Here is a 13961-nt window from a genome sequence, read left to right as displayed (position 1 = left end):
ACGATGGCCGACGACGTCCGTTCCCAGAAGCTGTGGTGGCCACGCCCGACCGTGCGCGGCTGGGCCTTCCTTGCGGCGGGCATCGCGATGTTCCTGTACGGGCTCTTCCTCGAGCGCCGTGACGCGCTCTTCGTCGCCTGCTTCCTGATCGCCATCCCGCTGGTCGCCATGGGCTACGTGCTCGTGCGACGGATGCGGGTGCACGTGACCCGCTCCTTCTCCCCGGTGATCGTGCCTGCCGGGTCGGAGGCCGTCGTCTCGCTGGTCGTCCAGAACCTCTCGGTGCGCCCGAGCTACGGCGCGCGCTGGCGCGACCAGGCTGAATCCGGCATCTCGGTGCCGGCGAGCGCCCTCATGCCGAGCCTCGGGCGCCACGGGCGGGTCGACGAGGGCGACACCGCTCGCCTGGAGTACACCCTGACCCCACGCCGCCGCGGAGTGTTCGGCATCGGGCCGCTCATCCTCGACCGGGCCGATCCATTCGGGCTCGCGTCGGGCGAGCAGACGGCCGGGGTTCCGCACGACCTCGTCGTGACACCGCGCGTGAGCCCGCTGCCGGGCAACGCGCTGTCGCTCACCAACGGCGACGGCAGCATGCACGAACTGCTGCGTCATTCGAACCCGAACTCGGACGAGCTGATCGCCCGCGAGTACCGCCCCGGCGACCCGCTGCGCCGCATGAACTGGCCGGCCACGGCACGCCACGGCGAGCTCATGGTGCGTCAGGAGGAGCAGCGCAGCAACCCCGAGGCCCGGCTCATCATCGACACCACCCACTCGGTCGGCGTGCGCGGCGGCTCCACCATCACCCGACCCCGCCTCGACGGCGCCTTCGAGCTCTCGCTCGAGATGGCGGCATCCATCGGCATCCACCTGCTCGATGCGGGGTTCAGGCTCGACGTCATCGAGACCGGGGCGAGCCAGCTCTCGCCCGCCACGGACCGCGTGCGCGGTGGCCTGCGCGGGGACACCCCGACGCCGTACCGGCTTCCTGCCGGCGATCGCGACCTGCTCGAGGGCCTCGCGAACCTCGTGCTGCCTGCCAATGGGGGCGGCCACGACACCCGCGCCGATTCCCCGGGCAGCGCCATCCGGAACCCGGGCAACAGGTTGCCGACCTTCGCCGTCCTGATCGACGTCGACGTGAGGGAGGCGCAGGAGCTCGCGGCGCTCCGGCCCTACTCCGAGCCCGCCATCGCCTTCGTGGTCGACACCGTCGCCCCGGTGGTCGTCGAACAGCTCGAGGACGCCGGCTGGCGGTGCGTGCAGCTCCGCAATGCCCGCGGTATCGCCCAGGCCTGGGAACAGACCGGACGCGAGCGGAGGCCCGTCGATGAGCCGGTCTGAGACCACGCCCCGCTTCGCCGAACGTGGCCGCAACTACTGGCCTCTCACCGGCGCCCTCGTCGTGCTCCTCCTGGTCGCGTCGATGGCGCTCGGCCCGGTTCTGCGTGCATCGAGCTGGTGGTGGGTCATGGCCGCGGTCTCGACCATCACCCTCGTCTCAGCCGGCGCCTTCAGGCACCTGGGCTGGGCGCGGTCGGTCGTGCCGCTCGCCGCAGGCGGGGTGCTGCTGGTCACGCTCACCCTGTTCTTCGGCAACGGCTCGGGTCTGCTCTGGCTCGTACCGACGCCGGGGACCGTCGAGCAGTGGGGCGGACTGGCCGAGGCGGGCATGCTGTCCATCCAGCAACAGGCCGTTCCGGCCGTCGTCTATCCGGGCATCCTGTTCCTGCTCGCCGTCGGTGCCGGCCTGCTCGCGATCGCCCTCGACACCGTCGCGATCACGCTGCGGTTCCCCGCCATCGCCGGTGCCCTCATCCTCATCCCTGTCTCGGTTCCCGCCCTCATCACCAAGTCGGGAACCGACCTCGCGGCCCTCGTCCTCACGGCCTGCGCCTACCTGCTCCTGCTGCGCGTCGACGTGCGCATCCGTCGCCGTAGCGAGGCGGCCACCCGCGACCGCGGTCGCGCAGCTCCCCGCAGCAGCGGTCCGGAACGACGCGGCCCCGGGCCGGTCTGGGGCTCGCTGGGGGTCGGGTCCATCGCCATAGTCTCGGCGCTCGTGCTCTCGGCCGCCACCCCGGCCCTGTCGGATTCCTCGGTCATCTCCAACAAGCAGACCGGAGTGCTGTTCGGGTCGGGAGTGAGCCCGCTGATCGACCTCGGCCAGGACCTGCGCCGGCCCGAGGCGTCCCTGGCGATGCACTACGGCACGACGGCAGAGGACCAGCCCTACTTCAAGCTGCTCACCCTCGACTCGTTCTCGGAGGACCTCGAGTGGGTGGCCGGGCGAGGCGCGACCGACATCACGAACACGATGGACGAGTTCGGAGACCCGGAGGGGCTGACGAATGCCGTCGAGCGCGACGAGATCAGTACCACGGTGCAGATCGACACCGTCATCAGCTCGTGGCTTCCGGTGCCGTACCCGGCGACGAGCATCGATGGGCTCGACGGCGACTGGCAGTGGGACGACGGCGCCCTCACGGTGTCGAGCGACAAGTCGACGACGCAGGGGCAGAGCTACAAGGTCGCCGGCCTCGAGCTGAAGCCGACGGCCGAACAACTGCGGGCCAGCGGCACCGATTACCCCGAAGCCATCAGGCAGTACCTCGAGCTGCCGGAGAACGCTCCGGCCATCATCGGCGAGTTGGCGGCGGAGGAGACCGCGAACGTCGCGAACCCCTATGACGCCGCGATCGCGCTGCAGCGCTACTTCCGGAGCAGCGCCTACGCCTACTCGACCGAGGCCCCGGTCGACGAGGGATACGACGGCGGCAGCCTCGACGTCATCGCGCGCTTCCTCGACGTGAAGAAGGGCTATTGCATCCACTTCGCCTCTGCGATGGCCGTCATGGCGCGCACCCTCGGCATCCCGTCGCGCATCGCCCTCGGCTACCTTCCCGGTGACAGCACCCGCGACACCATGGAGGGCCTGCCGCGCTGGAACGTGACGACCCACGACCTGCACACCTGGCCCGAGCTCTACTTCCCCGGCGTGGGGTGGGTGCCCTTCGAGCCGACGACGGGTCGCGGGTCGATTCCCGACTACGCGCGTGGCGTCGGACAGGCCTCGACGGCCCCGCTCGCGCCGTCGACGAACGACCAGGCGAACCGTGATGCCGCTCTGCAGGACCGGGAGCAGAACTCGGGCGGGGTCGCCACGGCGGCGCAGGTGTCCCTGCTCTGGCTCCAGGTGTCGCTCGTCGTGCTGGGTGCGGTGCTGATCCTGCTGCTCCCGTTCCTCATCCGCACGGTGGGACGCCTGCAGCGCCGCCGACGAGTCGCATCCGGCCGGGCGTCACCGTCATTGCTCTGGCGCGAACTCGTCGACTCCGCCGTCGACCTGGGCCTCGGCGTGCCCGATACCGAGACCGCGCGGCATCTTGCCAGCCGGCTGTCAGCATCCGGTGGTCTGACGGATGCCGTTGCCGCCGCGCTCGAGCGCCTGCGCGACGCCGTCGAACACGAGCGGTACGCCCGGCCCGGCGCGGAGGCCCGGCACCGCAACGAGGCCCTCGTCGACGACCTCGATGTCGTGCTGGCGTCCTTGCGCTCCGGTGTCGACGTGCGAGCTCGTCTGCGGGCAGCGCTCCTGCCACGGTCGCTGCGTCCCGAGGCGTTCGGCCCCGGCCGCGGAAGAAGCGCCGCCGCCGCGTAGAATCGATCCTCGTGAGCAAGTTCGAGAAGACCCCGTACATGGTCAACGTCCGTGACCTCCTGCACCGCCCGGGCGAGATGCGCGAGCACGACCTGACCATCCCACTGACCGAGAACATGGGGGAGGGGCTGGTGGCGGTGCGCGCCGGTCAATCCGTCGATGTCGACGTGCGTCTGGAGTCGGTGCACGAGGGCGTTCTGGTCTCCGCCGACGTGTCCGCGACGGCCGATGGAGAGTGCGGCCGATGCCTCACAGACATCTCCCTGCCTGTCGAAGTCGAGTTTCAGGAGCTTTTCGCGTATTCTTCTGGAGAAGCTTTCGAGTATGAGGTTCAAGACGACCACGTGGATCTTGAATCACTCATCAGGGATGCGGTGGTGCTAGCACTTCCGTTCCAGCCGGTGTGTCGGCCTGATTGCCCCGGTCTCGATCCCGAGACAGGGCTGCGGATCGAAGAACACCCGGAACTCGGTGAACGAGTGCAGCATGACCCGCGATGGGCCGCGCTTGCAGGCCTGGGAGCTTCCTCAGACATCAGCGACAGCTCTCAGGAGCGCGCTGAACAGCAGAAAGAGAGTTGAATCATGGCTGTTCCCAAGCGGAAGAAGTCTCGCAGCAACACCCACTCGCGTCGTTCGCAGTGGAAGGCCGAGGTCCCCACGCTCGTCAAGACCGTCGAGAACGGCAAGGTCACCTACAGCCTTCCGCACCGCGCCAAGGTCGTCGAGGACTCCGCAGGCACCGCCCTGTTCCTCGAGTACAAGGGCCGCAAGGTCGCCGACGTCTGAATCGATCGTCAGGATCGCGGGCTGACGGCAACGTCGGCCCGCGCCTTTCGTTTCGGACTGCGGACATCGCACTCGTGAGTACCTCGGGCAACCCTCCAGAGGACCTGCTCGCTCAGCTCGGCATCGAACTCGATGCCGAGCTCTTCGAGCTTGCCCTGACGCATCGCTCGTATGCCTACGAGCACGGCGGCATCCCGACGAACGAGCGACTCGAATTCCTGGGCGACTCGATCCTCGGGCAGGCCGTCACGGTGATGCTCTACCGCGAGTACCCCACGCTCGAGGAGGGTGAACTCGCCAAGCGGCGAGCGAGTCTCGTGAGCAGCGCCGCCCTCGCCGAGATCGCGCGTCAGAACGACATCGGCAGCTACGTGCGGCTCGGTCGCGGGGAGACCCGGACCGGCGGGCGCGACAAGGCGTCGATCCTCGCCGACACGGTCGAGGCCATCATCGGCGCCGTGTATCTCGATCGCGGCGGCGACGCCGCGACGGCCTTCGTGCTGCGCATGATCGATCCACTGCTCACCGACCCCGATCGGTTCGGTGCGTCGATGGATCCGAAGACGAGCCTGCAGGAGAGCGCCGCCCGCCACGGCAAGTCGGCGCCCGCGTACTCCATCAGCGAGAGCGGCCCGGATCACTCCAAGGTCTTCGTCGCGACCGTCACCGTCGGCGACGTCACGGCGACCGGCGAGGGCACCAGCAAGAAGCACGCCGAGATGGCTGCGGCCCTCGAGGCCTGGGCGTTGCTCGACGGTGTCGCCGCGAAGTCGTCCACTTCGGCGAAGTAGCGCCCGGCGTGCCTGAACTCCCCGAGGTCGAGGTCGTCAGGGCCGGCCTCGAACCCGCTGTGACGGGCGCCGTCATCGCAGGCGTCGAGGTGTTCGAGCCCCGTTCCCTGAAGCGGCACGTCGTCACCAGAGGCCCCTTCGTCGACCTCGTCGAGGGACGACGGATGCTGGCCGCGGTGCGCCGCGGCAAGTTCCTGTGGCTTCCGCTCGACTCGGGCGACGCTCTCGTCACCCACCTCGGCATGAGCGGTCAGGTGCTGTTGCGCGCTCCGGGGTACGAGGAGGCCGGGCTCCTGCGGATCCGTCTGCACCTGGATCATCCGGACCACGGCGAGCTCTGGGTGAACTTCGTCGACCAGCGCATCTTCGGCTCGATGGCCGTCGACGCCATGGTTCCCACCGCCGACGGTGCCGTCGCAGGCTACGGGGGAGCGGCATCCGGAGACTGGGACCGATCCATCCCGAGCCAGGTCGCGCACATCGCGCGGGACCCGCTCGATCCGGCGTTCTCCGACATGGCGTTCCTTGCGGCGCTCGCCCGAACACGTACGGGCATCAAGCGCTCGCTGCTCAACCAGAACCTGGTGAGCGGCATCGGCAACATCTACGCCGACGAGGCCCTCTGGGCCGCGAAGGTGCACTACGACACCCCGTCGGCCGGCCTGTCACGGGTGAAGGCGCGACTGCTGCTGAGCGAGGTGCGGCACGTCCTGGAGAAGGCCCTGGCCGAGGGCGGCACGAGCTTCGACGCGCAGTACGTGAACGTGAACGGCGCGTCGGGTTACTTCTCGCACTCGCTGAACGCCTACGGTCAGCAGGGCAAGCCGTGCCCGCGCTGCGGAACAGCGATCGTGCGCGAGACCTTCATGAACCGCGGCTCGCACTTCTGCCCGCGGTGCCAGCGGAGGCCGCGCGGGGCGGGCTAGCCGGTTCTCATGGTCCATCGGCCGTCTGAGAGAGGGTGGCCGGGGATAGCAGTCGTGTTCGCGGGATTTCCTTGGTTCGGGCTTCCGCCTTTCGCCTGTGCGTCGAGACGCTACGCGTCTCGGCGCCAGGCGCCCTCATACCCGATCGGCACGAACCCCATCGCCTCGTTGACGTCGAGCATGGGCCGGTTCTCCTCGGCGTTGAAGGTGATGATCGACGGACGCCCCGGAAAGGCGACCTCGACGGCCCTCAGATTCGCCAGCTTCACGAGGGTCCCCAGCCGGTGCCCGCGGTGCTCGCGCAGCACGAGCGTGTCGTCCTGAGTGATCGCGCGTGCGCTGTCCGGCGAGACGAACGTGGTCGAGAACGCCACGAGGGCTCCGCTCACCCGGTGCACGGCAGCGGCGGTGACCGGAACGAGATCGGCGGAAGCCCGCGTCGCGTCCTCCGCGTCGATGCGCTCCACGGTCCAGACGTCCTCCGGCTCCTCGAGTCCGGCGGTCGGCGCGTCGGTGCTCATCCGGGTGTGCAGGTGCGCCATGTCGGCGCGGAACTGCGCCGGCGTCGAACCGATCCAGGTGACGGCGTCGTAGTCGGATGCCGCATGCGCGGCCGTGTCCGCCTCGAGACGACTGAGCGCTTCGGGGTCGGCCGGCAGCGCCAGTCGACTGCCGCGATTCAGCTGTTCGAGCCTGTAGCCGCGGGCGAGGAGGAAGCGCACCTCGGTGTTCTCCAGCGGCACCGAACCGAATCCCGTGGGCGCATCGAGGCGCGGGCCCGGCGCATCGGGTGAGGCCGCGTAGACGATGAACGTCGAGCGGCCGTCGTCGTGGGCGAGTTGCTCGATGGCGTCGGCGAGGACAGCGCCGATTCCGAGTCCGCGCGCCTCGGGACGCACGAGCACCTCCAACCAGGCGTGCTTCGACGCCGGGTCGGCGAGGGTGTCGACGACCGCTCGGCCGACGACGGCGTCGTCCATCCGGGCGATGAGGCCGTGCCGCGGCTCGAACTCGGTGTTGATCCACATCGGGAGCCGTTCCTCGGCACGGAGGGCCAGGTCGTCGGTGCCGTAGGCCGCGGCCTCGCAGACATTGCGCACGGCGTTGGCGGCCTCGAAGTCCGACCAGCCGGCGGCACCGGGTGCCTCGGGGATCACGAGCGGTTCGATGGTGAATCGCGTGGGCATGCGATGCCCTCCTTCCGCGCTGCGTTTCCGGGTCGAGAACGGGCAGCCGACCAGCCTAGCCACCTGCCGGGCTGAAGGCCATGTGTCCGGTACCGTTGTGGCAAGCATCCGCCCGGTGGAAAGAGGCACGCGTTGTACCTGAAGAGCCTGACCCTGAAGGGGTTCAAGTCCTTCGCGCAGCCGACCACCTTCGCCTTCGAACCCGGCGTCACCTGCGTGGTCGGCCCGAACGGCTCCGGCAAGTCGAACGTCGTCGACGCCCTCGCCTGGGTGATGGGCGAACAGGGCGCCAAGACCCTCCGCGGCGGCAAGATGGAGGACGTCATCTTCGCGGGCACCTCGACCCGCGGGCCGCTCGGCCGCGCCGAGGTCACACTCACCATCGACAACTCGGACGGCGCGCTGCCGATCGAGTACACCGAGGTCACGATCAGCCGCACGCTGTTCCGCAACGGATCGAGCGAGTACGCGATCAACGGACAGGGTTGCCGCCTGCTCGACGTGCAGGAGCTGCTGAGCGACTCCGGCCTCGGCCGGGAGATGCACGTGATCGTCGGTCAGGGCCAGCTCGACGCCGTGCTGCGCGCCAGCCCCGAGGAGCGCCGCGGCTTCATCGAGGAGGCCGCCGGAATCCTCAAGCACCGTCGCCGCAAAGAGAAGACCGTGCGCAAGCTCGAGGCGATGCAGACCAACCTCACCCGTCTGTCCGACCTCGCCGGCGAGATCCGGCGCCAGCTGAAGCCCCTCGGTCGCCAGGCCGAGATCGCCCGCGAGGCGCAGTCGATCGCGGCCATCGTGCGCGACGCCCGCGCCAGGCTGCTCGCCGACGAGGTGCTCACCCTGCGCACCGCGCTCGACGGCTACACCCGCAGCGAGCACGAACGGCACAGCGAACGCATCGTGCTGCAGGCGCAGCTCGACCAGAAGCAGTTGCGCATCCAGCGCATCGAGCAGGAGCAGGTCGGCGACGCGGTCGACGGCGCACGCCGCACCGCCTTCGGCCTGGAGTCGGTGCAGGAGCGGCTCCGTGGCCTGTACACCCTCGCCAACCAGCGCATCGCCCTGCTCGGAGGCGAGTCCGAGGCTCCGGATGCCGGTCCGTCGGTCAGCTCGCAGATGCTCGACGATGCCGCGGCCGAGATCGTGCGCCTGCAGGAGGTCGTGGTGCTCGCCGAGGCCGCGCTGCAACACGCCCAGCTCGCCACGGCTGCTGCCCGTCACTCGCTCGACGGCGTCGACGAGGAGATCGCCTCCCAGAGTGCTCTCGTGTCCCGGCACGATCTCGAGATCACCAAGCTCACCGGGCAGTCGGATGCCGCGGCCTCCCGCCTCGCCGCCGTGCGCGGCGAGGTGCTGCGCCAGGAGGACGCGCTCGAGGCCGCGCGCGAACGTCACAGCGCCGTCCGGGCCGAGTTCGCCCTGCTCGAGGCTGAGGCCGCGACGGCGGATGTCGGCGAGACCGACCTCGACGAGGCCTACGAACTCGCCCAGGGAGCGCTGTTCGAGGCCGAGGCCGAGATCGAGCGCATCCGCGACGAACTGCACGGCCACGAACGCGAACGCGACGCCCTCGCCGCCAAGACCGGCGCCCTGTCGTCGGCGCTCGACCAGAAGGACGGCTCGGCCGCCCTCGTCGCGGCCAGGCTCGCCGGCGTCCTCGGACTCGTCGCGGAGCATGTGCAGGTGCACCCCGGCTACGAGGCGGCCATCGCCGCAGCCCTCGGAACCCTCGCCGACGCCGTCCTGGCCGACGATCTCGACGCCGCCACGGTCGCCGTCGAGTACGCGATCGCCGAGGAGCTCGGCCGGGTGGAGGTCGTCGTTGCCCGACCAGATCGCGCCGTGACGGCCGCAGCCCCCGGCGACGGCTACGTCGCGGCATCCGGAGTCGTCAACGCCCCCGACGGCGTTCTCAGCCTGCTGGCCAACACCGTGATCGTCGACGACCTCTCCGCCGCTCGTGCGGCCTGGCGCAGCGGCCTCGCGGATGCCGCGACCCCCGTCACCGTCATCACCCGGGCTGGCGACGTTCTCACCACCTTCGTGCTGCGCGGCGGCAGCGGTGCCAAGCGTTCGCGTCTCGAGCTCGTCGCCGAGCGTGACGCCGCGGCGGAGCGCCTGAACGACGTGACCTCGATCATCGAGCGGTCGCGGTTCACGCTCGCGGAGCAGCGAGGCATCCTGCAGGTGTCGAAGGAGCAGTCGGCGTCGGCCCTTGCGGCCCTCCGCGAGTTCGACTCGCAGTTGGCAGCAGCGGCCGAGAAGCTGAACCGTGCGAGAGTGCAGTCCGAGGCGGCCGGCGCCGAGCAGGCCCGCCTCCACGCCGCACTGCAGCTCGCTGCGGAGCGTGTGGCGGAGGCCGAGAGCACCGCCACGGCAGCGCGATCGGCCCTGGACGCAGCCACCTCGAAGCCGCGTCCCATCCTCGACGTCTCGGCCCGCGACAGTCTGCTCGTCGAGCTCGAGTCGGCTCGCGAGCGCGAGGTCGAGGCGCGCCTGTCGCTCGAGACCGCGCGTGAGAGGGTGCGCGCCGAGCAGGCCAGGTCGGCTGCGCTGGTGCGCCAGCGCGAGTCGGAGCGCGCGGCCGCCGAGGAGGCAGCGCGACGTGCCGTCATCCGGCGTCGCCAGGTGGAATCCGCCACGGCCGTGACCGAGGCGCTGCCTGCCGTGCTCACGTCGGTCGACGCATCCGTCGCCCAGGCCAGGCTCGAACTCGCGACGGCCGAGGCCCAGCGCGCCAGCCAGAACGAGGAGCTCGTCGCGCTTCGCCGCGATGAGGCGGCCACCCGGGAACGGTTGAACGCCATCACCGAGAACGTGCACGGGCTCGAGCTGCAGATCTACGAGAAGAAGCTGCACCTGTCGAGCCTGCTGGAGCGGGCAGGATCCGAGCTGGGGCTCGTGGAAGACGTGCTGGTCGCCGAGTACGGCCCAGAGGAGCCGGTGCCTGCCGAGGTCGAGGGTGGAGAGCCGACGGTCTTCGATCGCGCCGAGCAGAAGAAGCGCCTCGAGAAGGCCGAGCGCACCTTCGCCCAGCTCGGTCGGGTGAACCCGCTCGCCCTCGAGGAGTTCGCCGCGTTGGAGCAGCGGCATAAGTTCCTCACGGAGCAGCTCACCGACCTCACGAACACCCGCAAGGATCTGATCACGATCATCGAGGAGATCGACGAGAAGATGCAGGTCATCTTCGCCGCGGCCTTCGACGACACCCAGGCGGCGTTCGGCGAGGTGTTCCCGATCCTGTTCCCGGGCGGAGTCGGCAGCATCACCCTCACGGACCCCGAGAACATGCTCACCACCGGCATCGAGGTGGCGGTGAAGCCGGCCGGCAAGAAGATCGAGCGTCTGTCGCTGCTGTCGGGCGGTGAGCGTTCGCTCGCCGCCGTCGCGCTGCTGATCGCGATCTTCAAGGCGCGGCCCAGCCCGTTCTACATCATGGACGAGGTCGAGGCCGCCCTCGACGACGCCAACCTCGGACGCCTGCTCACGATCTTCCAGGACCTGCGCGAGTCGAGCCAGTTGATCGTGATCACGCACCAGAAGCGCACGATGGAGATCGCGGATGCGCTCTACGGCGTCTCGATGCGCCAGGACGGCGTCTCGGCCGTCGTGGGTCAGCGGGTGGCTGAGGAGCGCGCGAGCGCCTAGCCCTGACCGATCCGGGCTACTCCGGCAGCGCCCGATTGCTGCGGATGAGGCCGCCCGGGTCGACGCGATCCTTCACGGCACGCAGCCGATCGAGCGCGCCCGCGTCGAAGGCATCGGCCAGCCCCGTGCCACTGCCGAGGAAGGTCGGCACCATGCCGGTCGTGGGGTGGGCGGCTGCGAATCGGCGGAGCGGTTCGAGGGCGGCATCCGCCCCGGCAGCCATCTCGGGGGTGAAGGCGAGCACTCCCGAACTGATCAGCGCCTGTGCATCTAGCGCACCGATCGCGGCGTCGTCGACATCGGGATCCGCCGCGATGGCGCCTCCGAGCGGTCGCACGCTCACACGGCTGAGCCCGCCCTCCACGCCCGCGAGGAACGCTCCGACGAACTCCGTGGCCGTGGCGCGATCGAACCCGTCGACGGCTCCGCCCCAGTCGACCGTCGGCATCGGGTCCGTCGGTTCGGCGGCCACCGCGGCAAGTCCGCCGATCGTGAACGAGGTGAGGCCGTCGAGCAGGGGAGTCCCGATGGACCGCAGCCTGTCCACGATCGGAGCGGCGGATGCAGCATCCCCGATGTGCACGAACGCCACCGAGGCTATGGTCTGGCCGCGGAGGGGTGGCGGGAGCTGGGGCATGTCGGGGAACCGGGCCAAGGAGATGTCGAGGCCGAGCGTCGGGTCGACTGCGGCCAGGTCGAAACCGGTGACGATGGCGTCGATGCCGACAGTGATCGGGAAGACGATGCTGCCTCCGAAGAGAGTGTCTGCGGGGTGGAGGGCGAACTCGATCGCAGTGATCACGCCGAACAGTCCACCCCCGCCGCGCAGGGCCCAGAACAGCTCCGGATCACTCGAAGCCGTGACCCGGCGCGCTTCGCCGCCGGCGTCGACCAGCTCGACGGCGGTCACCGACCGCGAGGCGAGCCCGTAGGCGCGGCTGAACATGGAGTGCCCACCGCCGATCGAGTAGCCGACGGTGTTGACCTCGGGATTGCTGCCGGCCAGCGCCACGAGTCCGGTGCCGTCGAGGGCCGTGAGCACGCGCCCCCAGTTCACCCCGGCGCCGACGCGTGCCGTGCGGGTCTCCTGGTCGAGGGTGATCTCGTCGAAGGCCGTCGGCCGGATCAGCACGACCCCCTCCAGCGAGCCGTTGGCCCCGTGTCCGTTGGGCTGCACGGTGACTCCGAGCCCGGATGCCGCGGCCGCAGCGAGCACGGCACGTACCTCGTCGACGTCGGCCGGCGTCACGACGGCGACAGGGCGTTGATCGACGGTGAGGTTCCAGGCCGAGCGGGCGGCGTCGTAGCCGGAGTCGGCCGGGAGGACGACGGCACCGGAGAGGGTGCGCTGCAGATCGGTGATGGCGGGCGGGGTCGACGATGACACAGGGCTACTCCAGACGACGATGGGGTGGAATCTGAGGATGCCTCGAACGATAGCGCCGCCGACCGACACGGGGAAGACCCCGCACGCCAGTACGCTGGACGCATGGCAGAACGCAGTTCCTGGTCGCTCTCCGGCGCCCTCCGCGGCATGTTCGCGAAGAAGACGATCGACGACGAGACCTGGGACGACCTCGAGGACGCCCTCATCACGGCCGACTTCGGTCCCGACCTCACCGAGGCGATCGTCGCCGACCTCCGCACGAAGGTCGCCCGCTACAACACCACCGACCCGAAGGACCTGCAGCGGATGCTCCGCGAGGGCATCGAGGAGAGGCTCGCGCGTTTCGACACCACGTTGAAGCTCAGCGACAGGCCGGCCGTCGTGCTCGTCGTCGGCGTCAACGGCGTCGGAAAGACGACCACGATCGGCAAGTTCGCCAAGTTCCTCGGCAACTACGGCCGCAGCGTGCTCGTCGGAGCTGCCGACACCTTCCGTGCCGCGGCCGTCGACCAGCTCGCGACCTGGGCGGAGCGGGCCGGTGCCTCGATCGTGCGTCCGCAGCAGCAGGGCCAGGATCCGGCATCCGTCGCCTTCCAGACCATCGAACGCGCCAAGCTCGAGGGATTCGAGATCGTGCTGATCGACACCGCGGGGCGGTTGCAGACGAAGGGCGGGCTCATGGACGAGCTCACCAAGATCCGTCGCGTCATCGAGAAGCAGGCTCCGATCGCCGAGGTGCTGCTCGTTCTCGACGCGACCACCGGCCAGAACGGGCTCGCGCAGGCCGAGGCCTTCGTCGAGCACGCGGGCGTCACCGGACTCGTGCTGACCAAGCTCGACGGCTCCGCCAAGGGCGGTTTCGTGCTCAGCGTGCAGGACAAGACCGGCATCCCGATCAAGCTCGTCGGCCAGGGCGAGGGCATCGGCGACCTCACCGGATTCACGCCGCACGTCTTCGCGCAGCAGCTCGTCGGCTGAGGCACGGCACGGCACGGACCCCCGCGCGGCCGGCCTTCCCACCGCACAACGAAAGGATCGCCTGATGTCGATCGAGCACGACTTCTTCGGACTCCTCGACGGCGACGACGGCGAGCTGCACTGGTCTGAGGGCGTCGACGCCGGCGACCAGTACGTCGACGTCGACCTGCGCGCCCCGAGCGAGCAGTCGGTGACGGATGAGGCCCTCGACGTGGCCGCCGCCATGGTGAACTCGCTGGAACAGCTCGATTCTCGCGCCAGGGAGGCCTTCGTCGCCGAGATCGGCCAGGAGGGCTCCAATGCGATGCTCTACCTGACCTCGCAGTTCTCCGAGCTCGATCCCGAGATCCTCGCGGAGTCGCTCGACTACGACTCGGGTGACCGCGACATCGACGTGCTGCGTTCGCTGAAGCTGCTGCGGGTTGGCTTCCACCCACACCACTCGGGCTCCGAGGAGCAGTTCGCCGTCTTCGAGTACGCCCTCGCTCCCGACGAGTCGGACAGCATCCTCAGCGCCTCGTTCGACATGCGGGGCGATGTGGTCTCGACCGACGTCGACGCCTGACCTGGAGAGCTGCGGCGCACCGGTAAA

The 13961-nt window shown here is 69.7% G+C and carries 11 protein-coding genes; 9 read left to right on the top strand and 2 right to left on the bottom strand.

What is annotated here, in order from left to right; genetic code table 11:
- Nucleotides 1-3 precede the first annotated feature (3 nt).
- The 6 genes from E4M00_RS07820 (at nt 4) to mutM (ending at nt 6169) form a co-directional block, all read left to right on the top strand.
- Entirely contained in the window at nt 4-1347 is a 1344-nt protein-coding gene (locus E4M00_RS07820; protein ID WP_135119914.1) for a DUF58 domain-containing protein, read from the top strand.
- Complete coding sequence (locus E4M00_RS07815; protein WP_167756846.1) at nt 1334-3664, top strand: transglutaminase TgpA family protein; 2331 nt, start codon at nt 1334-1336, stop codon at nt 3662-3664. The genes E4M00_RS07820 and E4M00_RS07815 overlap by 14 nt, the downstream gene beginning before the upstream one ends.
- A gap of 38 nt (nt 3665-3702) precedes the next feature.
- The gene (locus E4M00_RS07810; protein WP_056164781.1) at nt 3703-4245 is read left to right on the top strand and encodes a YceD family protein; all 543 of its coding nucleotides are present in this window, start codon (nt 3703-3705) and stop codon (nt 4243-4245) included.
- Nucleotides 4246-4248: 3 nt separating this feature from the next.
- Nucleotides 4249-4452 (top strand): 50S ribosomal protein L32, encoded by a 204-nt coding sequence (gene rpmF, locus E4M00_RS07805; RefSeq protein WP_055819283.1) that lies wholly within the window; start codon nt 4249-4251, stop codon nt 4450-4452.
- A gap of 104 nt (nt 4453-4556) precedes the next feature.
- Nucleotides 4557-5243 carry a ribonuclease III gene (gene rnc / locus E4M00_RS07800; RefSeq protein ID WP_420813425.1) on the top strand — a complete coding sequence of 229 codons (687 nt, stop codon included), beginning with the start codon at nt 4557-4559 and terminating at the stop codon, nt 5241-5243.
- An 8-nt stretch (nt 5244-5251) separates the two neighbouring features.
- The gene (gene mutM / locus E4M00_RS07795) at nt 5252-6169 is read left to right on the top strand and encodes a bifunctional DNA-formamidopyrimidine glycosylase/DNA-(apurinic or apyrimidinic site) lyase (RefSeq protein WP_135119911.1); all 918 of its coding nucleotides are present in this window, start codon (nt 5252-5254) and stop codon (nt 6167-6169) included.
- Nucleotides 6170-6279: 110 nt separating this feature from the next.
- Here mutM and E4M00_RS07790 read toward each other — a convergent pair whose 3' ends face one another.
- The gene (locus tag E4M00_RS07790; protein ID WP_167756845.1) at nt 6280-7356 is read right to left on the bottom strand and encodes a GNAT family N-acetyltransferase; all 1077 of its coding nucleotides are present in this window, start codon (nt 7354-7356) and stop codon (nt 6280-6282) included.
- A 132-nt stretch (nt 7357-7488) separates the two neighbouring features.
- Between E4M00_RS07790 and smc the strand changes: the two genes are divergently transcribed.
- A complete protein-coding gene (gene smc, locus E4M00_RS07785) occupies nt 7489-11004 on the top strand; it encodes a chromosome segregation protein SMC (protein WP_135119909.1) in 3516 nt (1171 codons plus the stop codon).
- A gap of 16 nt (nt 11005-11020) precedes the next feature.
- Here smc and E4M00_RS07780 read toward each other — a convergent pair whose 3' ends face one another.
- Complete coding sequence (locus E4M00_RS07780) at nt 11021-12391, bottom strand: FAD-binding oxidoreductase (RefSeq protein WP_167756844.1); 1371 nt, start codon at nt 12389-12391, stop codon at nt 11021-11023.
- A 102-nt stretch (nt 12392-12493) separates the two neighbouring features.
- Here E4M00_RS07780 and ftsY point away from each other — a divergent pair, with 102 nt between their 5' ends.
- Complete coding sequence (gene ftsY, locus E4M00_RS07775; RefSeq protein ID WP_135119908.1) at nt 12494-13369, top strand: signal recognition particle-docking protein FtsY; 876 nt, start codon at nt 12494-12496, stop codon at nt 13367-13369.
- Nucleotides 13370-13433: 64 nt separating this feature from the next.
- Nucleotides 13434-13934, top strand: coding sequence for a DUF2004 domain-containing protein (locus E4M00_RS07770; RefSeq protein WP_135119907.1), 501 nt, complete (start codon nt 13434-13436; stop codon nt 13932-13934).
- The last annotated feature ends 27 nt before the right edge of the window (nt 13935-13961 follow it).

The organism is Orlajensenia leifsoniae, from assembly GCF_004570845.1.
Classification (GTDB): Bacteria; Actinomycetota; Actinomycetes; order Actinomycetales; family Microbacteriaceae; genus Orlajensenia; species Orlajensenia leifsoniae.
Note: the sequence above shows the minus strand (reverse complement) of the source record. Positions and strands in the feature narration are given on the sequence as shown.

Bases quoted from the DNA above. Each gene is read 5' to 3' on its own strand.
- E4M00_RS07820 (WP_135119914.1), top strand. From the start codon at position 4: ATGGCCGACGACGTCCGTTCCCAGAAGCTGTGGTGGCCACGCCCGACC.
- E4M00_RS07815 (WP_167756846.1), top strand. From the start codon at position 1,334: ATGAGCCGGTCTGAGACCACGCCCCGCTTCGCCGAACGTGGCCGCAAC.
- E4M00_RS07810 (WP_056164781.1), top strand. From the start codon at position 3,703: ATGGTCAACGTCCGTGACCTCCTGCACCGCCCGGGCGAGATGCGCGAG.
- rpmF (WP_055819283.1), top strand. From the start codon at position 4,249: ATGGCTGTTCCCAAGCGGAAGAAGTCTCGCAGCAACACCCACTCGCGT.
- E4M00_RS07790 (WP_167756845.1), bottom strand. From the start codon at position 7,356: ATGCCCACGCGATTCACCATCGAACCGCTCGTGATCCCCGAGGCACCC.
- ftsY (WP_135119908.1), top strand. From the start codon at position 12,494: ATGGCAGAACGCAGTTCCTGGTCGCTCTCCGGCGCCCTCCGCGGCATG.
- E4M00_RS07770 (WP_135119907.1), top strand. From the start codon at position 13,434: ATGTCGATCGAGCACGACTTCTTCGGACTCCTCGACGGCGACGACGGC.